This window comes from Devosia sp. A16 (assembly GCF_001402915.1).
Lineage (GTDB): Bacteria > Pseudomonadota > Alphaproteobacteria > Rhizobiales > Devosiaceae > Devosia_A.
The window spans coordinates 1,716,610-1,739,350 of the sequence record NZ_CP012945.1 but is presented as its reverse complement, the minus strand read 5'-3'; the positions used below and the strand labels follow the sequence as shown (position 1 = coordinate 1,739,350).

The 22,741-nt window shown below is 66.0% G+C and carries 20 protein-coding genes; 14 read left to right on the top strand and 6 right to left on the bottom strand.

Translation table 11 applies throughout. The annotated features are described in order from the left end of the window. Positions 1–170 precede the first annotated feature (170 nt). The 8 genes from APS40_RS08465 (at position 171) to APS40_RS08430 (ending at position 9,430) form a co-directional block, all read left to right on the top strand. Entirely contained in the window at positions 171–1,100 is a 930-nt protein-coding gene (locus APS40_RS08465) for a MurR/RpiR family transcriptional regulator (protein ID WP_055046626.1), read from the top strand. 52 nt (positions 1,101–1,152) lie between these two features. Then, positions 1,153–2,934, top strand: coding sequence for an NAD(P)/FAD-dependent oxidoreductase (locus APS40_RS08460; protein WP_055046625.1), 1,782 nt, complete (start codon positions 1,153–1,155; stop codon positions 2,932–2,934). Beyond that, the gene (locus APS40_RS08455; protein WP_055046624.1) at positions 2,931–4,034 is read left to right on the top strand and encodes a M20 family metallopeptidase; all 1,104 of its coding nucleotides are present in this window, start codon (positions 2,931–2,933) and stop codon (positions 4,032–4,034) included. Before APS40_RS08460 ends, APS40_RS08455 begins: the two co-directional genes overlap by 4 nt. A 150-nt stretch (positions 4,035–4,184) precedes the next feature. After that, the gene (locus APS40_RS08450; protein WP_055046623.1) at positions 4,185–5,522 is read left to right on the top strand and encodes an extracellular solute-binding protein; all 1,338 of its coding nucleotides are present in this window, start codon (positions 4,185–4,187) and stop codon (positions 5,520–5,522) included. A 68-nt stretch (positions 5,523–5,590) separates the two neighbouring features. Further along, positions 5,591–6,475 (top strand): ABC transporter permease subunit, encoded by an 885-nt coding sequence (locus tag APS40_RS08445; protein ID WP_055046622.1) that lies wholly within the window; start codon positions 5,591–5,593, stop codon positions 6,473–6,475. 8 nt (positions 6,476–6,483) lie between these two features. Next, positions 6,484–7,401, top strand: coding sequence for an ABC transporter permease subunit (locus APS40_RS08440; protein ID WP_055046621.1), 918 nt, complete (start codon positions 6,484–6,486; stop codon positions 7,399–7,401). Between the two features lie 14 nt (positions 7,402–7,415). Beyond that, positions 7,416–8,492, top strand: coding sequence for an ABC transporter ATP-binding protein (locus tag APS40_RS08435; protein WP_055046620.1), 1,077 nt, complete (start codon positions 7,416–7,418; stop codon positions 8,490–8,492). A gap of 26 nt (positions 8,493–8,518) precedes the next feature. Next, the gene (locus tag APS40_RS08430; protein WP_055046619.1) at positions 8,519–9,430 is read left to right on the top strand and encodes a TIM barrel protein; all 912 of its coding nucleotides are present in this window, start codon (positions 8,519–8,521) and stop codon (positions 9,428–9,430) included. A gap of 37 nt (positions 9,431–9,467) precedes the next feature. On the opposite strand, the gene APS40_RS08425 is transcribed toward APS40_RS08430, so the two are convergent. Continuing rightward, the gene (locus tag APS40_RS08425) at positions 9,468–10,352 is read right to left on the bottom strand and encodes a DMT family transporter (RefSeq protein WP_055046618.1); all 885 of its coding nucleotides are present in this window, start codon (positions 10,350–10,352) and stop codon (positions 9,468–9,470) included. 299 nt (positions 10,353–10,651) lie between these two features. Here APS40_RS08425 and APS40_RS08420 point away from each other — a divergent pair, with 299 nt between their 5' ends. Beyond that, positions 10,652–11,770, top strand: a complete 1,119-nt coding sequence (locus APS40_RS08420) for an NAD(P)-binding domain-containing protein (protein WP_055046617.1) — start codon at positions 10,652–10,654, stop codon at positions 11,768–11,770. A gap of 262 nt (positions 11,771–12,032) precedes the next feature. On the opposite strand, the gene APS40_RS08415 is transcribed toward APS40_RS08420, so the two are convergent. Next, entirely contained in the window at positions 12,033–13,022 is a 990-nt protein-coding gene (locus APS40_RS08415; protein ID WP_055046616.1) for a substrate-binding domain-containing protein, read from the bottom strand. A gap of 435 nt (positions 13,023–13,457) precedes the next feature. Between APS40_RS08415 and APS40_RS08410 the strand changes: the two genes are divergently transcribed. The 5 genes from APS40_RS08410 (at position 13,458) to APS40_RS08390 (ending at position 19,101) form a co-directional block, all read left to right on the top strand. Then, positions 13,458–14,255: an ATP-binding cassette domain-containing protein gene (locus APS40_RS08410; RefSeq protein ID WP_055046615.1), complete on the top strand. Its 798-nt coding sequence runs from the start codon at positions 13,458–13,460 to the stop codon at positions 14,253–14,255. A 12-nt stretch (positions 14,256–14,267) separates the two neighbouring features. Further along, positions 14,268–15,284: an ABC transporter permease gene (locus APS40_RS08405; protein ID WP_055046614.1), complete on the top strand. Its 1,017-nt coding sequence runs from the start codon at positions 14,268–14,270 to the stop codon at positions 15,282–15,284. A gap of 173 nt (positions 15,285–15,457) precedes the next feature. Next, entirely contained in the window at positions 15,458–16,417 is a 960-nt protein-coding gene (locus APS40_RS08400; RefSeq protein ID WP_055046613.1) for a sugar-binding protein, read from the top strand. A gap of 133 nt (positions 16,418–16,550) precedes the next feature. Then, positions 16,551–18,092 carry a sugar ABC transporter ATP-binding protein gene (locus APS40_RS08395; protein ID WP_055046612.1) on the top strand — a complete coding sequence of 514 codons (1,542 nt, stop codon included), beginning with the start codon at positions 16,551–16,553 and terminating at the stop codon, positions 18,090–18,092. Between the two features lie 10 nt (positions 18,093–18,102). Beyond that, positions 18,103–19,101, top strand: coding sequence for an ABC transporter permease (locus tag APS40_RS08390; protein WP_055046611.1), 999 nt, complete (start codon positions 18,103–18,105; stop codon positions 19,099–19,101). A gap of 140 nt (positions 19,102–19,241) precedes the next feature. Here APS40_RS08390 and APS40_RS08385 read toward each other — a convergent pair whose 3' ends face one another. From APS40_RS08385 to APS40_RS08370, 4 genes are read right to left on the bottom strand one after another with little or no spacing between them, the layout of a single operon-like run. Then, complete coding sequence (locus tag APS40_RS08385) at positions 19,242–20,012, bottom strand: SDR family NAD(P)-dependent oxidoreductase (protein ID WP_055046610.1); 771 nt, start codon at positions 20,010–20,012, stop codon at positions 19,242–19,244. After that, positions 20,009–20,821 (bottom strand): SDR family NAD(P)-dependent oxidoreductase, encoded by an 813-nt coding sequence (locus APS40_RS08380; protein ID WP_055046609.1) that lies wholly within the window; start codon positions 20,819–20,821, stop codon positions 20,009–20,011. The genes APS40_RS08385 and APS40_RS08380 overlap by 4 nt, the downstream gene beginning before the upstream one ends. Continuing rightward, positions 20,818–21,636: a sugar phosphate isomerase/epimerase family protein gene (locus APS40_RS08375; protein ID WP_055046608.1), complete on the bottom strand. Its 819-nt coding sequence runs from the start codon at positions 21,634–21,636 to the stop codon at positions 20,818–20,820. The genes APS40_RS08380 and APS40_RS08375 overlap by 4 nt, the downstream gene beginning before the upstream one ends. Beyond that, positions 21,633–22,682 (bottom strand): Gfo/Idh/MocA family protein, encoded by a 1,050-nt coding sequence (locus APS40_RS08370; RefSeq protein WP_197279542.1) that lies wholly within the window; start codon positions 22,680–22,682, stop codon positions 21,633–21,635. The genes APS40_RS08375 and APS40_RS08370 overlap by 4 nt, the downstream gene beginning before the upstream one ends. Positions 22,683–22,741 lie beyond the last annotated feature (59 nt).

The following is a 22,741-nucleotide window of genomic DNA, read 5'->3' as shown; positions in this document are numbered from 1 at the left end:
AGAATGCTTATTTCTCAGGCATCTTCGCGCTTGCCACGTGTGTAAGTTTCCTACATGCTGCCGATGAGATGGGCGGCGAGGCACCGCGGACGAAGCATCCTCAGAGCTAGGGCACAGGCTGGTCAGAAATGATAGAAGTCGCGTCGGACCCAACAGCCGGGAGGCCGGACATGCGCAAGCCCAGGCGCGACGAGGCGAGCAGCGAAGGTTACGCCAAGCCGATCCCCGACATCCTGTCGCAGATCAAGGATTCCTACGGTGAATTGCGACCGGCCGAGCGGCGGGTGGCCGATGTGGTGCTGGCCGACGTAACCTTTTCGGTCGATGCCTCGAACGCCGAGATTGCGAGGCGTGCCGAAGTGAGCGAGCCGACGGTCACCCGCTTCTGCCGTGCCATCGGCTGCGATGGGGTGCGCGACTTCAAGCTGAAGCTGGCGCAGAGCGTGGTGGTGGGGCGGCTCTATCTCGCGCCGGCGCCGCCGGCCGGCGAGGTCAGCGCCGACGCCTCGCCATTATGGACCGAGGTGTTCGGCGAGGCGCGCAATGCGCTCAACCTGGTCGAGCGGCAGATCGACCCCAGGGATATCGTCGCGGCGGCCGAACTGGTGGCGAGCGCCCACCAGGTGCTGGTCTTCGGGCTGGGCGGCAGTTCGACCTCGCTGGCGCTGGAGACGCAGAACCGGCTGTTCCGCTACGGCGTGGTGGTGAGCGCCCATTCCGACCCTTATGTGATGAAGATGACGGCTTCGACGCTGAAGCCGAACGACCTGGTGATTGCCATCTCGGGCACCGGCCGCACCCGCGAAGTGGTGGAAGCGGTGCAACTGGCCAAGCATTACCGGGCCAAGGCGCTCTGCATCACGGCGCCCGACACCGACCTCGCCGCCACCGCCGACGTGGCGCTCACCGTCGATATCCCGGAATTTCCCGATCCGCTGAAGCCCACCGCCTCGCGCTACGCTTTCCTCGCCATCATCGACCTCGTTTCGAGCGCGGTCGGCGCCAGGCTCGACCCGAATGCGCGCGAGACGCTGCGCCGGATCAAGTACACCGTGCTGAACCATCGCAAGGGCCGGGTGCTGGAGCCGCTGGGCGACTGAGTTTTGGGATTTCTGCGGCGGGGGGCCCGTCGCCCATAGTTGAGGTTTATTGATGCACGATACTGCACCGGTGGCAGCGGCGACGGCCTGGCTCGTCATGTTGGGCGAGACGCTCGCCAGAGGCGATATCGCCGCGACGCTCGAACTGTTCGCCGAGGATTGCTACTGGCGCGACATCGTGGCGTTCACCTGGAACGTCAAGACGATGGAGGGGAAGCCCGCCATCGCGGCGATGCTCGAAGCGACGCTTGGTGGCACGCAACCATCGGCCTGGCAGGTCACCCGCGCCACCGGCGGGCATGCGCAGCCGCTCGAGGCGTGGTTCAGCTTCAGGACCGGGGTCGGGCAGGGGCAGGGCATCTTCACGCTCGAAGGCGGCAAGTGCCGCACCATCCTCACCACGCTGCAATCGCTCGATGGGCACGAGGAAGCCATCGGCTTTACCCGCCCGATGGGCGTCCGACACGGCGCCGACCGCAACCGCGAAACCTGGTCGGAGGCGCGGGCGCGTCAGGAAGCCGCGTTCGGCAATGGTGCCGATCCCTATTGCCTTGTCATCGGCGGAGGGCAGGGCGGCATCATGCTCGGGGCGCGGCTGAAGCAACTGGGCGTGCCGACGGTGATCGTCGAGAAGAACGCCAGGGCAGGCGACTCCTGGCGCAACCGCTATCGCTCGCTCGTCTTGCATGATCCGGTCTGGTACGACCACCTGCCCTATCTGCCGTTCCCGGCGCACTGGCCCGTCTTTACCCCCAAGGACAAGATGGGCGACTGGCTCGAGATGTACGTCAAGGTGATGGAGCTCAGCTACTGGGGCGGCACCGAGTGCCTCTCGGCGAGGTTCGACGCGGCCGAGCAGCGCTGGACGGTCGAGCTCAAGCGCGACGGCAAGCCGCTGACGCTGAAGCCGGTGCAACTGGTGTTCGCCACCGGCGCCTATGGGCCGCCGAAATTCATTCCGCTGCCGGGGGCGACCGGCTTCAAGGGGGAAATCCTCCACTCCAGCCAGTACTCGGACGGCGCCAGGTACAAGGGCAAGCGGGCGGTGGTGATCGGCGCCGCGAGCTCCGGGCACGACGTTTCGGTGGACCTGTGGGAAGCCGGCGCCGAGGTCACCATGGTGCAGCGCTCGCCCACCACCGTGGTGCGCTCCGAAACGCTGATGGAGCTCGCCTTCGATACCTATTCGGAGACGGCGGTGGCCGCCGGCATCGATGTCGACACGGCGGACCTCATGGGGGCGGCGACGCCGTTCGCGTTGCAGCCGCAAAAGCAGCGGGCGCTCTACGACAGGATCCGGGCGCGCGACGCCGCGTTCTACGACAAGCTCAGGGCCACCGGCTTCCTGCTCGATTTCGGCCCGGACGAGACCGGCCTGATGATGAAGGCCTATCGCACCGGCTCGGGCTACTACGTCGATGTCGGCGCTTCGCAGCTGATCATCGACGGCGAGATCGGCATCAAGGCCGGGGTGGAGATCGAGACCCTGACACCGACCGGTATCCGCTTTGCCGATGGCAGCGAGGTCGCCGCCGACCTCATCATCCAGTCGACCGGCTTCCACTCGATGCATGAGGTGGTGGCCAAGATCGTGTCGCGCGAGGTGGCGGACGAGATCGGCACGTGCTGGGGGCTCGGCTCGGGCACGCGCAACGATCCGGGCCCATGGCACGGCGAGCTGCGCAACATGTACAAGCCCGTGGCGCAGGACAACCTGTGGTTCCAGGGCGGCAACCTGGCGCTGAGCCGCTTCTTCTCCAAATTCGTGGCGTTGCAGATCAAGGCGCGCATGGAGGGGATCTCGACCCCCGTCTACCGGACGCCTCTGACATGATCGACGCCGTCGCCGTGACCCAGCAACTGGTCCGCATCGACAGCCGCAACCCGCCGGGCGACGAGGCGGCGTGCGCCGATTTCCTGGACGCGCTGCTCGGCGATGCCGGCTTCACGGTGACCCGCCACACGTTCGGAGAGAACCGCTTCAACCTGGTTGCCCGCCTGGGGCAGCCGGGCCCGGCGCAGGTGTTCACCGGCCACCTCGACACGGTGCCGCTCGGCACCTTGCCCTGGACCCACGACCCATTCGGCGGCGAGATCGTCGATGGCCGGCTCTACGGGCGCGGCTCGTGCGACATGAAAGCCGGTGTCGCGGCGATGATCGCCGCGGCCGTGGCGGAGGCCGAATGGATCGGCGCGCAGGGCGCCGTCACGCTGGTGCTCACCGGTGGGGAAGAGACCGGCTCGCACGGCGCGAAGGCGCTGAGCGAAGCCGAGCTCCTCGGCGAAGCCCGGCTGCTGGTGGTCGGCGAGCCGACGGCCAATCGGTTCCTCGCCGGTCACAAGGGCGCGCTGTGGCTCAGCGCCTGTTGTTCCGGCGTCACCGCGCATGGGTCGACCCCGCATTTGGGCGACAACGCGCTCTACAAGGCGGCGCGCGGCGTGCTGGCGCTCGAGCAGTACCAGTTCAACACCGCCCGCCATCCGGTGATGGGGCTGCCGAGCCTCAATGTCGGCACTCTCCATGCCGGCCAGAACATCAACTCGGTGCCGGATCGGGCCGAGTTCAGCATCGATATCCGCACCATCCCCGGGCTGGCGCATGCTGCGGTGCGCGAACAGGTCGGCTTCACGCTTGGTGCCGAGACCGAACTCGAGGCGCTGGTCGATCTGCCGGCCGTCTGGTCGGACCCGGCGCAGCCGCAGATGCAGCGGCTGGCGGCCGCGTATCGCGCGGCCAGCGGTCGCGAGGCGGAAGCCGCGAGCGCCAACTATTTCACCGACGCCTCGGTGCTGACGCCGGCGCTGGGCGGGGTGGCCACGGTCATCTGTGGCCCGGGCGATCCGGCAATGGCCCACAAGATCGACGAGTTTTGCACAGTTGCCGACATCGTCGAGGCGGTTGCCATCTATCGCGAGATCATCCGAACCGCCTGAGCGATCAACGCCTTACAAGGTATGACATCCAACCGTCATCGAGGCGTCACGGTTCGTTCACCGGCCTGAAATCCAACCGTCAAGGTCTCCGACTAGGAGTGCGCCGCTCGAGAAATCGACCGGCTTTTCCTCACCTCGGAGACCTTTGAGATGAAATCCAACTGGCTGCTCAGCGCGGCGCTTGCCGCGACTGCCCTGACCTTCGTGGCCTCCCCTGCCGCCGCGGCAACCAAGTTCGAGTTCTGGTACGGCCTGTCCGGCGACCTCAGCGAACGCATCCAGGACATGTGCAAGACCTTCAACGCGTCGCAGAGCGACTATGAGATCGTCTGCGTCAGCCAGGACAATTACGACAACAACCTGCAGAACACGATCGCGGCGTTCCGCGCCAACAAGCAGCCGACCGTCACGCAGATCTTCGACGCCGGCACGCTCGACCTGATGCTGTCGGACGCCTATGTGCCGGTGCGCCAGCTGATGGACGAGAACGGCTACAAGATCGACTGGTCGAACTATTTCTCCGGTATCGCCTCGTACTACTCCACCTCGGAGGGCGAGCTGCTGTCGATGCCGTTCAACTCCTCGACCGCGGTGATCTATTACAACACCGACGCGCTGGCCAAAGTGGGCTTCGACGGCACCCCGACCACCTGGACCCAGGTGGAAGACGTCGCCCGCAAGATGAAGGCCGCCGGCTATGACTGCCCGGTGGCGTTCGACCCGTCGGGCGCCTGGCAGTGGTTCGAGCAGTTCGAGGCCATTCACAACCAGCCGATCGCCACGCTCGGCAACGGCTTCGGCGGCCTCAACGCCGAAATGGCGGTGTCGAAAGGCAAGTTCGTCGATCAGCTGACCTGGATCAAGAAGATGTATGACGAAGGCCTCTTCGTTCATAAGTCCAAGGATGCCGGCGAGACCGCGAACGACGCCTTCGTCAACGGCAAGTGCCAGATCACCTCGTCGTCGATCGCCGACCACGGCACCTTCGGCAAGCAGGCCAAGGAAGGCGTGCACTGGACCGTCGCCATGCTGCCGATGCTCGAAGGCTTCGAGCGCACCAACTCCTTCGTGGGCGGTGCGTCGCTGTGGACCCTCAAGGGCAAGTCGGCTGAAGAATACAAGGGCGCCGCGGCGTTCTACAACTTCCTCGCCCAGCCCGAGCAGGCCGAGTGGTGGTCGACCGTCACCGGCTACATCCCGGTGACCAACTCGGGCTTCGAGGCCATGAAGGCCAAGGGCTTCTATGACGCCGCCCCGTACAAGGGCCGCGAGCTCGCCATTGAATCGCTGACCAAGCCGGCCGGCGAGAACACCCGCGGCATCCGCCTGGGCGGTTATGCCTCGATCCGCGCCGAGATGGTCAAGACCATCCAGTCGGTGCTGTTCAACAACGTTCCGGTGCCGCAGGCACTGGCCGATTTCGACGCCAAGGGCAACGAAATCCTCCGCCGCTTCGAAGCGACCTACGCCGGCAAGAGCCTGCTCTAAGCAGTCGAGATGATCGTGGCACGGACGGCGCCAAGCCGCCCGTGCCACGTCTTTTGGGGCGGACCGAGATGGAACGACGCGCTTACTACAAGAACCCGGTATTGCCGTGGCTGCTGATCGCGCCGCAGCTCCTGCTGGTGGCAATCTTTTTCTACTGGCCGACCTCGCAGGCCCTCTACTGGGCGTTCACGCTCGAGCAGCCTTGGGGTGGCGGCAACAGCTGGGTCTGGTTCGACAACTTCCTCGCCATTTTCCGTGACCGCGAATACTGGGGCACGGTGCTGCGCTCGGGCATCTATGCGCTGATCACCACGGGCCTCTCGATGAGCGTGGCGCTGACGCTGGCCGCCTTCGTCGACCGTTCGCTCAAGGGCACCAAGCTCTTCCAGTCGATCTACGTCTGGCCCTATGCCATCGCGGCGCCCGCCGCCGGCGTGGCGTTCCGCTTCATCTTCGCGCCGGAATCCGGTCTCGTCGGCTCGATCAACGATATCTGGCCGGGGATCTGGGACCCGTCGACCAACGGCATCCAGGCGCTGGTCATGGTGATGATCTGCCATGCCTGGCTCGGCATCGGCTACAACTTCATCTTCTTCCTCGCCGCGCTGCAGATGATCCCGCGCTCGATCTCGGAGGCGGGCGCCATGGATGGGGCGCGGCCGTTCCGCCGCATGCTCGACCTGCAGCTGCCGCTGATCGCGCCGACCGCCTTCTTCCTGTTCATCATGAACATCATCTCGAGCTTCACCGACAGCTTCGGGCTGATCGACACCATGACCGAGGGCGGCCCGATCGGGCAGACCGAGGTGATGGTCTACAAGATCTATTTCGATGGCTTCAAAGGCCTCGACTATTCGGGCGCCGCCGCCCAGTCGATCGTCCTGATGCTGCTCGTCATCGGCCTCACGTTCATCCAGTTCAAATGGGTCGAACGTCGCGTCCACTATCACTGAGGCACGCCATGATCGAACGCTCGCCGTTCTTCGATTTCATCACCTATGTGGCGATGGCCATCGGAGCCTTGCTGGTCATCATTCCGTTCTGGATCACCTTCGTCGCCGGCAGCCAGTCGCTGCAGGAAGTGAGCCAGGTGCCGATCAGCCTGCTGCCCTCCGGGCACCTGTGGGAGAACCTCCAGGCCGCCTGGGTGCGCGGCGACCTCGGTCCCAAGCTGCTCAACAGCCTGATCGTCGCGGTCGGCGTCACCGTCGGCAAGATCACGCTGGCTTCGCTTTCCGCCTTCGCCATCGTCTTCTTCAACTTCCGCGGCCGGATGATCTGCTTCTGGCTGATCTTCATCACGCTGATGCTGCCGCTCGAAGTGCGGATCGTGCCCACCTACGCCATTGCCGCCAATGCGCTGCTGCCGTTCCAGGTGATCCTCGATACGCTGGGGATCAGCTGGCTGGTGCAGGCGGCGAGCGGCATCCAGATCTCGCTGAACTGGAACCTGCTCAACTCCTATACCGGCCTGATCCTGCCGCTGGTCGCCACGGCGACCGGCACCTTCCTCTACCGGCAGTTCTTCATGACCATCCCGGACGAGCTGGTCGAGGCCAGCAAGATGGATGGGGCGCACCCGATCGAGTTCTTCTTCGATGTGCTGCTGCCCTTGAGCCGCACCAACATGCTGGCGCTCGCCACCATCATGTTCGTGGGCAGCTGGAACCAGTATCTGTGGCCGCTGCTGATCACCACCGATCGCGCCAATTTCGGCACCGTGGTGATGCAATTGAAGGCCCTGATCCCCGCGCAGAACGGCACGCCCGACTGGAACGTCACCATGGCCGGCGCGCTCATCATCATGCTTCCGCCACTGCTCGTCGTTGCCTTCATGCAGCGCTGGTTCGTGCGTGGCCTCATTTCCCGCGACAAGTGACCGGAGAGAACCCGATGTCCCAGATTTCCATCAAGGGCGTGAAGAAGGTCTACCAGAAGACCGAAGTGATCCACGGCGTCGACGTCGCCATCGAAGCGGGCGAGTTCGTCGTCATCCTCGGGCCCTCCGGCTGCGGCAAGTCCACGCTGCTGCGCATGATCGCCGGGCTCGAAGAGATCTCCGCCGGCGAGATCGCCATCGGCGGCAAAGTGGTCAACCAGCTCGAGCCGCGCGAGCGCGGCTGCGCCATGGTGTTCCAGAACTATGCGCTCTACCCGCATATGACGGTGCGCCAGAACATCGGCTACTCGCTCAAGGTCGCCAAGCTCCCCAAGGCCGAGCGCGACGCGCGGGTGCTGAAGGTGGCGCAGTCGGTCTCGCTCGAACCGTTTCTCGAACGCCGGCCGGGCGAGCTATCGGGCGGCCAGCGGCAGCGCGTCGCCATGGCCCGCGCCATGGTGCGCGAACCCAAGGTCTTCCTGTTCGACGAGCCGTTCTCCAATCTCGACGCCAAGCTGCGCGTGGCGATGCGCGCCGAAGTGCGCCGGCTGCACCGGGACCTCGGCGTCACCTCGGTGTTCGTCACGCATGACCAGACCGAGGCGATGACGCTGGCCGACAAGCTGATCATCATGAATGCCGGCCGGGTCGAACAGATCGGCAAGCCCACCGAGGTCTACAACAACCCGGCGAGTCGCTTCGTCGCCGATTTCATCGGCTCGCCCGCGATGAACCTGTTCGAAGGCGAGTTCGACGCCGAGGGCCATTTCGTGCATGGCGCCGGCGGCAGGATGAATGTCAGCCAGCTCAACGGCGTGCGCGTCCCCGGCCGCAAGGTGGTGCTGGGGGTGCGCCCGGAGGGTGTGCGTCGCACCGGCGCGGACACTCAGGGCGCGATCCCGGCCGTGGTCGACTACATCGAAGAGCTGGGCGCCTCGCGGCTGATCCATGCCGATGCCAATGGCAGCCGCATCGTGGCGCTCGACACCGACACCGCCGAGATCAAATCCGGCACGCCGGTGCATCTCAGCCTCGCCGACAGCGCCCTGCACCTGTTCTCGCTCGAGGACGGGCGGCGGATTTCGCACTGAGCCATCCTGAACGACGGAGACCTTTCATGAGCAACATCATTGCCACCGGCTTCAATGTCGGCTCGGACGACGGCGAGTTCGCCAGCCTCGAAGCCGATATGCGGGCGCTCGCCGAAATGGGCGTCGACACGGTGGAAATCGGCATCACCAGCCTCGACCTCATCGCCGGCGGTCGCATCATCAAGGCGCGACATGAGGCGCTCTTGGCGCTGACCCGGCAGTTCGACTTCCGCTACACCGTGCACGGGCTGGTCTCGTCCAACTTCATGGATCCGGTGACGCAGCGCCATCAGATCGATGCGGCCAAGGCGCTGGTGGAAGTCTCCAACTCCATCGGGGCCGGCATCCTGGTGCAGCACAGCGGGAACCTGCGCGCCGAGGCGATCGCCGACTGGGCGGGCGCCGACGTGCTCGAGCGCGAGGCGCTCACCGAACTCGCCGATTTCGCCCGCCCGCATGGGGTGCGCATCGCGCTCGAGAACATCTTCACCACCGAGCCCGGCCAATACCGCCAGACCCCGACCGAAGTGGCCGAGACGGTCAGGGCGGTGAACCATCCCAACGTCGTGGCGCTGATCGACTTCAGCCACGCCTATATCGAGTCCACCTTCAAGGGCCTCGATTTCCGCGCCGAGCTCCGCGCCATGGCGCCGGTCGCGGGGCACCTGCATCTGCACGATTCCTTCGGTCGTCCGCAGGGCTTCTACAAGCCGTTCCATCCGCAGGAGAACACGGCGATGGGGATCGGCGACCTGCATATGCCGCTCGGCTGGGGGGATATCGCCTGGGACGAGATTTTCGCCGAGCTGAGCTTTTTGCCCGACACCGTGGCGATGATGGAAATCGGCCGCCGCTATCGTCGTGAGCAGCCGGAGAGTTTGGTACGGGCCAGGGCGCTGAGCGGGCTCAGTGAGGCTGAGGCGATCGCGGCGGAGTAAGTTTGGCCGGAGTCCCACGCGCGATTTCGAGAGAGCGCTAAGTCATCTCGCGCGGCTGCTCGGCGTCGCGCGGGGCCTGCTGGCGCAACACCAGCACGAGGCCGATCAGTGCGATGATGCCGCCAGCGGCCATGCGCAGGTCGAAGCCTTCTCCCAGCAGCAGGATCCCCATCAGCACGGTCATCAGCGGGGTCATCAGGCCGAGCGGCGCGACGATCGAGGCGGGGTAGCGCTGCAGGATACCGAGGTACATGGTGGTCGCGAGCAACGTCACCGCCAGCACCGAAAACGCGAGGCCGGCGAGGAACGGCCAGCCGGCGCCGAGGCTCGCTGTTACCGGCGTGGTTTCGGCGAGCAGCGAGTAGGCCAGCATGGGCGGGGCCGACACGAAGGCGGTCCAGGCCTGCATGGTCAGCGGTTTTATGGCGCAATAGCGCTTGAGCAGTACCTGGCCCAGGGAGATGGCGATGGCCGAGGCGAAAGCGAAGAGCAGCCCCAGGCTGACGCTGGCGCCCTCGCCATCCCACATCACCAGGATCACCCCGCCGAGCGCCAGAGCGATGCCGGCGCCGCGCGACAGCCCCACTCGCTCGCCGAGCAGTAGCACCGAGAGCAGGGCAGTAATGGGAATCGCGGTCTGCAGCACGATCGAGACGCTCGACGAGGTCGCCTGCGACAGGCCGAGAAACATCAGACCGAAGTGACAGGCGCCCATGAGAAAGCCGATGCCGAGGATCGGCAGCAGCGGGCGGGGCAGCGGCCGCAACAACGGGGCGAGAATCGCGGCGACGATCAGGAAGCGTGCCGCGGCGTAGAAGATCGGGGCCACGCCGAATTCGGAAAACAGCACCCGGCTGACGATCAGGTTCAAGGCCCAGATCAGGCAGACGGCGGCATAGAGCAGGAGGTCGAGGGGGCGCATTGCAGCTCGGAGGGGGATGACGCGGACGCGCCACCCTGGGGCATGACACACGGGGGGTGATCTGCCAATGGGGCTTTCGTCTGTCGGACGGATTGGAACGGCGGTGTGCTTGGCTTCCCCTCACGCCCGCCCTCTCCCCAGAGGGGAGAGGGGGCGTTGTGGCACCGCTGGCGCAAGAGTGCGTCCCCTCGCCCCTCTGGGGAGAGGGTTAGGGTGAGGGGCGCCAATCGCGTATGCGACTGCCGTTGCGTGACCGGGGCGCTCGCCCTACCTGTGTTGCGACAACAGGACCTTCTCCGATGGATGCCGAAACTCTCGCCCCGCCCAGCGCGCCTCCTGCCGGCGTGGCGATCAAGACCGAGATCGTCGTCATCGGCGCCGGGCAGGCGGGCTTGTCGTCGGCCTATCACCTCAGGCAGCGCGGGCTCGAGGTGGGGCGCGGCTTCGTGGTGCTCGACCAGTCACCCGAGGCGGGCGGCGCCTGGCAGTTCCGCTGGCCGTCGCTGACGCTCAGTACCGTCAACCGGGTGCATGACCTGCCGGGGATGGCGTTCTCGGAGGCGGTGGACACCAGCAACGAGACGGTCGAGGCGGCGGTCGCCGTGCCGCGCTATTTCGCGGCCTACGAGCAGCGCTTCGGGCTCAACGTCTATCGCCCGGTGAAGGTGAAGGTGGTGTGCCGGCGCGGCGAGGGTTTCCGGGTCGAGACCGACCGCGAGACGTTCTCGGCTCGTGGCATCATCAATGCCACCGGCACCTGGGAGACGCCGTTCATCCCGGACTATCCGGGCCGCGAACGGTTCCGGGGGCAGCAGCTGCATACGCGCGACTACCGCACGGCCGACGCGTTCGCCGGCCAGCATGTGGTGATCGTCGGCGGCGGCATTTCGGCGATCCAGCTGCTCAACGAGATTTCCGAGGTCACCACGACCACCTGGGTGACGCGGCGACCGCCGGTGTTCCGCGAGGGACCGTTCGACCAGGAGGCGGGGCGCGCCGCGGTGAAACTGGTGGAGGATCGAGTCCGCCAGGGCCTGCCGCCGAATTCGGTCGTGTCCGTCACCGGCCTGCCGCGCTCGCCGCTGATCGAAGCGATGGCGGCGCGTGGGGTGCTGAAACGACTGCCGATGTTCTCGGAAATCACCGAGACCGGCGTGCGCTGGGACGATGGCACCGAGCAGCGCGCCGACGTGATCCTCTGGTGTACCGGGTTCCGCTCGTCGCTCGACCACCTGGCGCCGCTGCTGCTGCGCGAGGAGACAGGCGGCATCCTGATGGGCGGCCGGCTCGCCACCCAGGTGGTGAAGGAGCCGCGGATCCACCTCGTCGGCTACGGCCCGTCGGCCTCGACCATCGGCGCCAACCGGGCAGGGGCTGCGGCGGCGAGCGAGTTGCTGGCGACGCTGGGGGTCAGCTAGCACGGTATCCCAGTCTGGCCTTCTCCCCTTGTGGGAGAAGGTGGCCGAAGGCCGGATGAGGGGGTTCTCTCCGCGAACACCGTCGCTCCTCGCTTCGCTCGGATCGCGCTACACTTCGTTACGCGGACCCCTCATCCGCCCTTCGGGCACCTTCTCCCACAAGGGGAGAAGGCGATCACTGCTTGATCGGCGTTCACGTGCACGAAAACGAAAAGAGGCGCGCCGCAGCGCGCCCCAGTTGGTCCACCGACTTCTGGTTCGGTTACTTGGCGCAGACGCCGGGGTCTTCCTTGGTGCACAGGTCAAGCCCGGTATACATCGGGTCCGGCACCGTCTCGCCATTGATCAGCTTGATCAGCACATCGGGCGCCTCGTTGCCCATCTGGTAGGGCCGCTGGCCGATCTGGAACTGGCTGCGCCCCTCGCGGAAGGCCTGGGTCTGCGGCGGCAAGGTGTCGCCGGCGATGATCACCAGGTCGCCGCTCTTGAGCTTGTCCATCACCTGATCGGTGTTCTGGGCATAGGCCTGCGGCCCGAACTGGGCCCAGCCGCCGACGAGCACGAAGGCGGTGAGGTTCGGCTGCGCGGTGAAGACGTCCGCCATCTGCTGGTTGGCCGTCGGGATATCGTCATTGGTGTAGGTCGGGCAGCCTTCGGCTTCGGTCCAGCCATTGGAGTTGTTCAGCCGCTCGGTGCCCTTGGCCCCGGCAATGGTGTCGCGGAAACCGGCGGCGCGCTCGTTGATGTTGGCTGCCGCGACGTTGCCCAGCTGCAGGCAGACGGTGCCGCCACCGGGCTTGAGCTTCATCAGCTCCTTGGCCATGCCGACACCCATGTCGTAGTTGTTGGTGCCGAAATAGGTCTTGCGCAGCGCCTTGTCAGCCGGCAACAGATCGGCATCGACCGTCATGATCGGCATGGTCGGCGCCGCGGCCTTCAGCATATTGGCCATGGCCGGGGCATTGGACGGGGAAATGGCGATGCCCGCGACGCCCTTGCTGATCAGGTCCTGCACAATCTGCACTTCGCCGGCTTCGTCCGAGCTCAGTGCCGGGCCGGTGTAAAGGCAGGTATATTCGCTGTCGGGGTGCGCGGTATTCCAGTCGGCGCAGCCCTGGCCCATCACCGTAAAGAACGGGTTGTCGAGGCCTTTGACGACGACGGCGAGGATCTTTTTGTCCTGCGCCATAGCGCTGCCTGCGAGCGCAACGGCAATGGCCGCGCCGGCAAGCACAAAGGTAGTCTTACGCATAGTCTTTCCTCCCTCGGGTTCAGTCTCGACCTGCTTGGCGCAGGCCCTCGGTCGAGCCCGACTAACGTACCTCAACGGCGAGTGGTCCCTGGCCGCCCGCTGATACGTTTGCCGTCTCGGTGAGCTCCTCAATGCTTGCGCGCGCCTTCTTGCCGGCCGTTGCTGGCCGCGGTGCTTCGCATGTTGAGGCGGATACTGAGACGGCTCGTGACAATAGTCAATCGGGCTGATGCACGTGCACATTCAAGCGCACTAAGTTATCAGATACGTGGATAAAGACGTTGGAAAGACTGGATAAACAGCAACCCTGCTGACGTTTTTTGCGTGGTCGGGGCGGATGCTCGAAGTCGATTGACGCTGGGCGCGGCATCCCGCATAGATTTGCCCGCGACATCTAGCGGAGGGCGGAGCCTTCCAGCCTTGGGAGGGGCAACGATGGCGGTTCTCGAGCTGGCGAACATCGCCAAGCACTATGGTGCCATTACCGCGCTGACCGATATTTCACTGACCCTGAACGCAGGCGAAGTGGTCGGGCTGGTGGGCGACAACGGCGCCGGCAAGACCACGCTGGTCAAGATCATCGCCGGCAACTTCCATCCCTCCGAGGGCAGTATCAGCCTCGATGGCCAGGTGGTGCAGCTGCACGGTCCGAAGGACGCGCGCGCCAAGGGAATCGAGATCGTCTACCAGGACCTGGCGCTCGCCGATAACCTCACTGCGGCCGCCAATATCTTTCTCGGCCGCGAGCTGACGACAATTGCCCGCACGCCGCAGGAAGCCGAACTGCCGTTCCGCCAGCGCCGGCGCGGCTGGCGGCTGTTCGTGCCGGAAATACTCGACTACGGCGCCATGTACAAGAAGGCCGGCGAGCTGTTCGCCGAGCTGAAATCGGAAACGCGGCCGCGCGACCTGGTGCGGCGCATGTCGGGTGGGCAGCGGCAAGCGGTGGCCATCGCGCGCACACGGCTGTCCAACCCCAAGATCGTGCTGATGGACGAGCCGACGGCAGCCATCAGCGTGCGACAGGTGGCCGAGGTGCTGAACCTGATCCGCCGGCTCAAGGAGCAGGGCATCGCGGTGGTGCTGATCAGCCACCGCATCCCGGACGTCTTCGCCGTGTGCGACCGGCTGGTGGTGCTGAGGCGCGGGCGCAAGGTCGCCGACAAGCGGGTCGCCGACTCCTCGCCGGAGGAAGTCACTGGTCTGATCACCGGCGCGCTGCAGAGCGCCTGAGGAGTTGCCGACATGACCACCGATACCTCGCTCAAGGACGCCATCGACCAGCAGACGCATCGCGGCTTCCTGCCGTGGCTGATCAGCCGGCAGATCTTCTGGATCCTGCTCGCGGTGGTGCTCGCCGTCATCGCCATGATGCTGCTGACCAAGACCTTCGCGACGCCGCAGAACCTGTTCAACGTCACCCGCAACTTCGCCTTCGTGGGCATTGTCGGGCTGGGGATGACCGCGGTGATCATCACCGGCGGCATCGACCTGTCGGTCGGCGCCACCGTGCTGATCGCGGCCATGGTCACCACCCTCATCATGCATGCGGGCCTGCCGATCACACTGGCGCTGCCGGCAGCGATCGGCGCCTCGCTGCTGGTCGGGCTGATCAACGGCGTGCTGATCGCGGTCGCCGGCATGCCCGCCTTCGTCGTCACCCTGGGCATGATGTCGATCGCCCGCTCGATCGGCATGGTGATGAGCAACAACGCGCTGATCTACGAGTTCGGGCCGGATCAGCCGATCCTGTTCGCCATCGGCGGCGGCTCGGTGACGGTGGGCGGGTTGCCGGTCCCCAATCCGCTGATCGTCATGGTGATCCTGGCGCTGATTACCGGCTTTGCGCTGCGCTGGACCCGCTGGGGCCGGCACCTCTACGCCATCGGTGGCAACGAGAAGGCCGCGGTGCTGACCGGCGTGCCGGTGAAGGCGGTGAAGGTCTCGGTCTACATGTTCGTGGCGTTCTGCGCCGGCATCACCGGGTTCCTCGAAACCGGCTGGCTGGGCTCGGTGACCACCGGGCTCGGCACCGGGCTCGAGCTCACGGTGATCGCGGCGGCGGTGATCGGCGGCGCCAACCTCGCCGGCGGCAGCGGTACGGCGCTCGGGGCGGTGGTCGGGGCGGCGCTGATCGAAATCATCCGCAACTCGCTGACGCTGCTCGGCATCAGCACCTTCTGGCAGGGGACGTTCGTGGGGGCGTTCATCGTGCTGGCAGTCGCCTTCGACCGGCTGCGCAACAAGGAAATCGGGGAGTAACCCCGTAACAGGGATTCCTGCCGGCGGACGCGGCGGCAGGATGGCACCGTTCTCTCTTGGTGCCGGGTGGAGATGCGCACCTCAGCTTCGACGGAAGCAGATGTTCCGGCAGAGACCGGACGAGGTGCGGGACGAAACCAACAGCGCCGCCGGAGGGCGGCCAGGGAGGAATGATGAAGAGACTCGTCAGTATTGCCGCGGTGGCGGTCGCCGCCGGGGTCCTGCTCGTCGGCAGCGCCGTCGCTCAGGAGAAAAAGCAGCTCGCCTTCGTCGTCAACGCCTCTTCCGATTTCTGGAAGCTGGCGGAAGCCGGGGTGAAGAAGGCACAGGCCGAACTGCCCAATTACGAGTTGCAGTTCCGCTACCCGGCACAGGGCACTGCTGCGCTGCAGAACGCGCTGATGGATGACCTCGTCGCTGCCGGCACCGACGCGATCATGATCTCGTCGGCCGATCCGAAGAACTCGATCGACGCCTTCAATCGTATCGCCGCGCAAGTGCCGCTGTTCACCACCGACTCCGATGCTCCGGCATCGAACCGGTTGGCCTATCTCGGTTCGTCGAACACCGCCGCCGGGGTGCAGGCGGGCGAGGAAATGGTCAAGGCGCTGGCCGGCAAGCCCGGCAAATGCATGGGCTTTGTCGGCTTCCTCGGCGCCGACAACGCAGTCGAGCGTATCGCCGGCTTCCGCCAGGCGATCGAAGGCAAGGGCATCGAGCTGGTCGACGTGCGCGGCGACGACGTGGATTTCACCAAGGCGCGCACCAATGTCGACGACGTGCTGGTGGCCAACCCCGAGATCAACTGCATGGTCGGGTTCTATTCCTACAACCCGCCCAAGATCTACGAGGCGCTGCAGGCGGCCGGCAAGCTCGGAGCCATCACCGTGGTGGCGTTCGACGAGGACCCGGTGACGCTGGGCGCGGTGAAGGAAGGCTCGTTCGCCGCCACCATCGTGCAGCAGCCGTTCGAATGGGGCTACCAGGGCATGAAGCTGATGGCCGCCTATCTCGAAGGCGACAAGTCGGGGATTCCTGAAAACAAGTTGATCATCGTGCCGACGGCAGTGATCAACAAGGACAATGTCGACGCCTTCTCGGCCGACCTCAAGGCCAAGATCAGCGGCAGCTGACATCGGGCGCATGGCGCGGAAGACGGGGGGCTGTCTTCCGCGCCATGTCGCGCTGGGTGTTGCGCTCCCGGAAAGCTCTGCAACTTTTCGAGGAAGCGCTCTAGAGTTCCCTTGGAGGACGCGGGGAGGTGGAATGCTCGACAGCCGCGATCAGGCAGCGCCGGTGCAGCCCTTCCTGAAGCTCATCAGCGTCCGCAAAACCTATCCGGGCGTGGTGGCGCTGGCCGGCTTCGACATGCTGGTCGCGCCGGGCGAGGTGATCGGACTCGTCGGCGAGAACGGCGCCGGCAAATCGACGCTGATGAAGATCCTCGGCGGCGTGACGGCGCCCGACAGCGGCACGATCGAGATCGACGGTGTGCCCTATGCCGGCCTGAGCGTTGGCGGTTCGATGAAGGCCGGGATCGCGTTCGTCCACCAGGAACTCAACCTGTTCGACAATCTCGACGTCGCCGCCAATGTCTATATCGGGCGCGAACCGCGCCGCGGCGGGGTGCTGAACCTCGTCGACGAGACGCGGATGCGGGCCGACGTGCTGCCTTATTTGAAACGGCTCGGCGCCAACTTTTCACCCAACACCCCGGTGGCAAAGCTGTCGTTGGCGCAGCAGCAGATGGTGGAGATCGCGAGGGCGTTGTCGGTAAATGCGCGGCTGGTCATCCTCGATGAGCCGACCTCGTCGCTGCCCCTGGCCGAGACCGACAAGCTGCTCGAGGTGATCGCGAGCCTCAAGGCCGAGGGTATTGCGGTGATCTTCATCTCGCACCGGCTGCACGAGATCGAGCGGGTCTGCGACCGCGTGCTGGTGCTGCGCGACGGGGTGCTGGTGGGTGAACTCGGGCGGACCGAGATCGACCATGACCGCATGGTCAAGCTGATGATCGGCCGCGAGCTGAAGGTGGCCTACGCGGCACCTAAGCTCGCGAAAGGCCAGGCGGTGCTGGCTGCCCGGGGCGTTCGCACCGCCGCCTACCCGGCACACCCGATCAGCCTCGACCTTCACGCCGGTGAGATCCTCGGGCTGGCGGGCCTCGTCGGTTCGGGGCGGACCGAGCTGGCGCGGGCCTTGTTCGGCGTCGACCAGAGCTACGGGGGCGTCGTCGCGCTCGATGGCCAACCGGTGGTCGTACGCAGCGCCACCGACGCCGTGGCACGCGGCATCTTCCTCGTCCCCGAGGATCGGAAGGGCGAGGGCATCCTCCTCGACCTGCCGATCTCGGAAAATATCAGCCTCCCCAACCTCACCGCCTATGCGCCGCGCAGCCTGGTGTCGGCCGGGCTGGAACGGGAGCAGGCGGAACGCAGCCGGACTGAACTCGGCATCAAGACGCCGACGGTCACCACACGGACGGGGAGCCTCTCGGGTGGCAACCAGCAGAAGGTGGTGCTGGCCAAGTGGCTGGCGATGCGGCCCAAGGTGCTGATCTTCGACGAGCCGACCCGCGGCATCGATGTCGGCGCCAAGGCGGAAATCTACCGTCTGATGCGCGGGCTCGCCGATGCCGGCGTCGCCGTGCTGATGATCTCGTCGGACATGGAAGAAGTGATCGGCGTGTCGGACCGCATCGCCGTGATGCACGAGGGCCGGATTTCCGGCGAGCTGCAGCGGCCCGATTTCAGCGAAGAGAACGTGCTGCGGCTGGCGGTGGGCAAGCCGCTGGTGAGGGCCGGGTGAGGGGAAGCGGATGAACAAGAAGGACCTGGGCCTCCTGGCCCTCATCGTCGTCGTCGGGTTCGTGGTGTATCTGCGCAACCCTGCCTTTCTCGGCCCGCAGAACCTCGCCAATACCGCCAACCTGATCGGATTGTTCGGGCTCTTCGCCATCGGACAGGGTTTCGTCATCATCACCGGCGGTATCGAACTCAGCGCCGGCTCGATGATCGCACTGCTCGGCGTGCTGTTCGTCGACCTGGTCGGCGCCAAAGGCGTGCCCTGGCCGATCGCCTTCGCCATCGTGATGGTGCTGGGGCTGGCGCTGGGATTGGCGCATGGGCTGTTGATCACCAAACTGAAGATGCAGCCCTTCGTGGTGACGCTTTGCGGGCTCCTGATCTATCGCGGCGTGGCGCGGGGCTACACCGCCGACGCCACCGCCGGCTTCCCGTTCGGCAGCGAGTATCCGGGACTCGATTTCTTCGTCGCCCGCATCGGCGGTATTCCGGTGTCGGTCTATGTGCTGGCGGTGGTGGCGGTGATCGCCTGGTTCACACTGCACCGCTCGGTGTTCGGCCGCTACTTGTTCGCCATTGGCAAGAACGAGGAAGCGGCGCGCTTTTCGGGCATCCGGACTGATGTGGTGGTGACTTCAGCCTATGTGATCTGCGCCGGGCTCACGGCGCTGGCGGCGATCTTTTTCGCCATGTACACCCGCTCGGTGCAGCCGTCGTCGCAGGGCAATTTCTACGAGCTTTATGCCATCGCAGCGGCGGTGCTGGGTGGCTTCTCGCTGCGGGGCGGCGAGGGCTCGATCGTCGGGGTGATCCTCGGCACCATCCTCCTGCAGGAGCTGCAGAACCTCGTGAACCTCCTCGGTATTCCCTCCTCGCTCAACTTCGCGGTGATGGGCGGGGTGATCCTCGTCGGCGTGCTGGTCGACCAGCAATGGGGGCTGTTCCGAGCCCGGCGGCGCATCGCCGAGGCGGCGCGCAGCAGCGAGGAGTTGGCGCCCAAGCCGGGGGAGTGATTGGTTTCTGTCGAATGTTCTGAGGTGTGCTGCCCCTCACCCTGACCCTCACCCCAGAGGGGAAAGGGGACGCTGGCTTCACCGGCAGTGCCACATCGCCCCCTCTCCCCGCTGGGGAGAGGGTTGGGGTGAGGGGAAGTTCAGGTCGATCCTGAAGATGCGGCCCCCACCCGCTCCATCAACCCCTCCTGGCGAATATCGACATACTGCCCCGCCAGGTCATCGGCGGCTCCAGTCGCCAGCCAGGCGATGACCCGGGCCGGGCGCTGCGGCGGCTGCAGGTTTTCGCGCGGCACGTCGGAAATCTGGTTGATCTTCGCCGCACGGATAGACGCCTGCATGTCGGTGTCGACGAGGCCGGGCGCAAAGGCGAAACCACGGAGGCCGATCTCGGTGCCTTCGAGCTCGATCGAGCGGGTCAGCATCAGCAGCGCCGCCTTGCCGGCGCAATAGGCCGACCAGCCTGACATGGCGTGGTTGGCGGCGCCGCTCACCACGTTGACGACGCGGCCGCCCTTGAGCGCGGGCCACAGAGCCGCGACCAGCGCGGCGGGACCGCTGACATTGACGGTCAGCGAGCGGTCGAAAGCCAGTGGGTCGAGCGCGCCGAGCCTCGCCATCGGCTCGATGGTCGCGGCATTGTTGACGAGGATATCGATGCGACCATGGAGCGCCAGCGCCGCTGCGGCGCGTGCCGGAATGGCGGCGAGGTCGCCGACGTCGAGCACCAGCTCGCTGGCCTTGCCGCCTTTGGCGACAACCGCCGCGACCACCTCGGTGCAGTCGCCGGCTTTCCGGCCCGAAGCGATGACGGTCGCGCCGAGCTCGGCGAGCGCCAGCACCGTGGCGGCGCCGAGGCCGGCCCGTGCGCCGGTGACCAGCGCGACTTTGCCTTGCAGGGACTTATTCATTTCGTCGGGCCTCGTTCTGCTGCGGCGCGGACGGCGTCCGCACTGGGCGTCGAGGCGTAGGCCTGGAAGCCGCCGGTGATGTTGATCAGTTCGCCGGTGACGAAGCTGGTGTCGGGCCCCATCAGCCAGCTGACGCCGCCCGCCACATCCTCGGGGGTGCACCAGCGGTGCAGCGGGATGGTGGCGACCACGTCGGCCTCGAAATCCTCCCAGCTCTTGCCGAGCTTTTCGGCCTTGGCGCGGAACGCCTTCTCCATGCCGGTGCCGGGGCCGACATGGCCGGGGGCGATGGCGTTGACCCGCACGCCGCTCGAGGCCATCTCGATGGCGAGGCACTGGGTCAGGCCCCAGATGGCGTTCTTGGACGAGAGATAAGCCGAAGAGAACGGGTTGCCGAAGCCGAGCTTGGTGATGATGTTGACGATCTGGCCGCTCTGCTGCGCAGCCATGATCCGCGCCGCCTCGCGCGACATCAGGAAGGTGCCGCGGGTGTTGACCGAAAAGATCCGGTCCCAGTCCTCGACGGCGGTTTCGACCACCAGTGCCTGCATGTGGATGCCGGCATTGTTGACGACGCCGAACAGCCCGCCATGACGGGCGGCGACGGCCTTGACGCCGGCTACCACCGAGGCTTCGTCGCCGATGTCGATCAGCTCGAACTCGCAGCCGATGGCGCTTGCGGCGCTTTCGGCTACCGCTCGGTCGCGGTCGGCAATCACCACTCTGTGGCCGTCGGCATGGAGGCGCTTGGCGATGGCGCGACCGATGCCGCCGCCTCCGCCGGTGACGATGATGGCTCCAGTACTCACAGGGCACTCCAGGCGCGGAACAGGTCGCGCAGTTTCACGGTCTCGGTCAGCACGTCGTCGTGCAGCGTATCGAAATAGCCCTGGTGGACGACTTCGGCAGCTAGCCATCCGTCGTAGCCGGCATCGCGCAGCGTGGCGAACAGCGCCGGGAAGTTGAGCGTTCCCTGGTCGAGCTTGGTTTGCAGGGCGCCGGGGCGAGCTTGCCGCAGGTGCACATGGCCGGCCCAGCGGGCGAGCGGGTCGATTTCGTCCTGCCGGTAACCGGCGACGGCGAAGTGCGCGTAGTCGAGCGCCAGCTTCACGCCTGGTGCGCGCTCGCAGAGTTCGGCGGCGAGGGCGGGGCTTTCGAGATAGGAGTGGATATGCGGCTCGACGCAGACGGCCACGCCGGTGCCGGCCGCCAGATCGAGCAGCGGCTGCAGCGACTCGACGGTTTCAGCGAGCGCCTGGGCACGGCTCTGGGCACCGTTGATGACACCGGGGAGGATGAACACGGTGGGCGCGCCGATGGCGGCGCAGAATTTCAGCACCGCGGTGAAGTCGGCAGTATTGGCAGCGCGGCTGTCCGGGTCGGCGAGGTTGCGGTCGGCGACGCCATTGCCGAACAGGTGGTAGAGGTTGGCGACCGGCAGCGGCAGGCGCCTCCGCAGCTCGTCGGCATAGGTCTCGGGGGTGGCCAGCAACCGCGCACGGTCGAGAGCGGAGCGGTAGAAATAGCCGACATCCAGTCCGTCGAGGCCGAGCACCCTGGCGAGGCCGCCGACTTCGTCGAGCGTCAGTTCGGGGAAGGACCAGCTGGTGACGCTGAGCTTCACAGTACGTCCTCCATGCGCCCCGATCGCGCCGAGCGGTACATGGCGTCGAGCAGCACACTCGAGCGCATCCCGACCACGCCATCGGCGGGGTTCGGCACGTTGCGGCCGCGCGCCAGATCGACCAGGAGGGTAATCGGCGCCACCTGCTCGTAGGCGCCGGCATCGGGGCCGAGATCGGCGATGTGGGTTTTGCCGTCGTGGCGGATCACTTCGACGCGGGCCCGCTCGATGTCGAACAGCATCATCCCCTCGGTGCCGAAGATGCGGATATCGATCTGGTAGCCGCGCGACTTGGGCACCGTGGCGGAACCCGACAGCGCCATGGTCGCGCCATTGGCGAACTCGACCACGGCGGCGTCGTAGAAATCGACGCCTGCGGGGGAGAGGCCGGTTCTCGCAAACACCTTGGCCGGGTCGAGATCGACGATGCGGAACAGCGCGCCGAGCCCGTGGGTCAGCTGGCCCCAGCCGTAGCCGCCGGATTTCTTGGGATCGGCCCAGGTGGAAACGGGTGGACGGAACAGGTGGTCTTTGGTTTCGACCATCGGCTCGCCCCCGAACAGATCGGCCAGCGCCGAGGCCATCTGCGCCACGATGTGCCGCACTTCGCCGACCCAGCCGTCCTTGACCAGCTGATGGGCGGTCTCGACGATGGGCCTAAAATTCCAGCCATAGGGGAGGATGATCTGCGTGTTATTCGCGTTGGCGGTGGCGAGGAGGGCGCGGGCATCGGCGGCGCTGGTCGCCATCGGCTTTTCGATCAGTGTCGGCAGGCCGCGCGACAGCGCCAGTTGCCCGTGCTCGGCGTGGAGAATGTGCGGCGAGGCGACGACCACGCCGTGCAGGGTCTCTTTCTCCAGCATGTCCGCCGCGTCGAAATAGGGTCTTACGCCGGGAAAGCTCGCGACCACCTTCTCCATGCCCTCGGCATCGGGGCGGTTCACCGCGACGATTTCGACATTGGGGTTGGCGCGCAAAGCGGGGATGTGGCTGAGGGTCGCCCACCAGCCGGCGCCGATGACGCCGATATTGACCTTATCGCTCAAACTGTCCTCCCGATGAAAATCTCTTTTGTCGCGCTGTCGAACCGGAAAAGTCTGCGACT

Bases quoted from the DNA above. Each gene is read 5' to 3' on its own strand.
- APS40_RS08450 (WP_055046623.1), top strand. From the start codon at position 4,185: ATGAAATCCAACTGGCTGCTCAGCGCGGCGCTTGCCGCGACTGCCCTG.
- APS40_RS08465 (WP_055046626.1), top strand. From the start codon at position 171: ATGCGCAAGCCCAGGCGCGACGAGGCGAGCAGCGAAGGTTACGCCAAG.
- APS40_RS08445 (WP_055046622.1), top strand. From the start codon at position 5,591: ATGGAACGACGCGCTTACTACAAGAACCCGGTATTGCCGTGGCTGCTG.
- APS40_RS08455 (WP_055046624.1), top strand. From the start codon at position 2,931: ATGATCGACGCCGTCGCCGTGACCCAGCAACTGGTCCGCATCGACAGC.
- APS40_RS08430 (WP_055046619.1), top strand. From the start codon at position 8,519: ATGAGCAACATCATTGCCACCGGCTTCAATGTCGGCTCGGACGACGGC.
- APS40_RS08415 (WP_055046616.1), bottom strand. From the start codon at position 13,022: ATGCGTAAGACTACCTTTGTGCTTGCCGGCGCGGCCATTGCCGTTGCG.
- APS40_RS08385 (WP_055046610.1), bottom strand. From the start codon at position 20,012: ATGAATAAGTCCCTGCAAGGCAAAGTCGCGCTGGTCACCGGCGCACGG.
- APS40_RS08435 (WP_055046620.1), top strand. From the start codon at position 7,416: ATGTCCCAGATTTCCATCAAGGGCGTGAAGAAGGTCTACCAGAAGACC.
- APS40_RS08420 (WP_055046617.1), top strand. From the start codon at position 10,652: ATGGATGCCGAAACTCTCGCCCCGCCCAGCGCGCCTCCTGCCGGCGTG.
- APS40_RS08390 (WP_055046611.1), top strand. From the start codon at position 18,103: ATGAACAAGAAGGACCTGGGCCTCCTGGCCCTCATCGTCGTCGTCGGG.
- APS40_RS08400 (WP_055046613.1), top strand. From the start codon at position 15,458: ATGAAGAGACTCGTCAGTATTGCCGCGGTGGCGGTCGCCGCCGGGGTC.
- APS40_RS08440 (WP_055046621.1), top strand. From the start codon at position 6,484: ATGATCGAACGCTCGCCGTTCTTCGATTTCATCACCTATGTGGCGATG.
- APS40_RS08395 (WP_055046612.1), top strand. From the start codon at position 16,551: ATGCTCGACAGCCGCGATCAGGCAGCGCCGGTGCAGCCCTTCCTGAAG.
- APS40_RS08460 (WP_055046625.1), top strand. From the start codon at position 1,153: ATGCACGATACTGCACCGGTGGCAGCGGCGACGGCCTGGCTCGTCATG.
- APS40_RS08425 (WP_055046618.1), bottom strand. From the start codon at position 10,352: ATGCGCCCCCTCGACCTCCTGCTCTATGCCGCCGTCTGCCTGATCTGG.
- APS40_RS08410 (WP_055046615.1), top strand. From the start codon at position 13,458: ATGGCGGTTCTCGAGCTGGCGAACATCGCCAAGCACTATGGTGCCATT.
- APS40_RS08405 (WP_055046614.1), top strand. From the start codon at position 14,268: ATGACCACCGATACCTCGCTCAAGGACGCCATCGACCAGCAGACGCAT.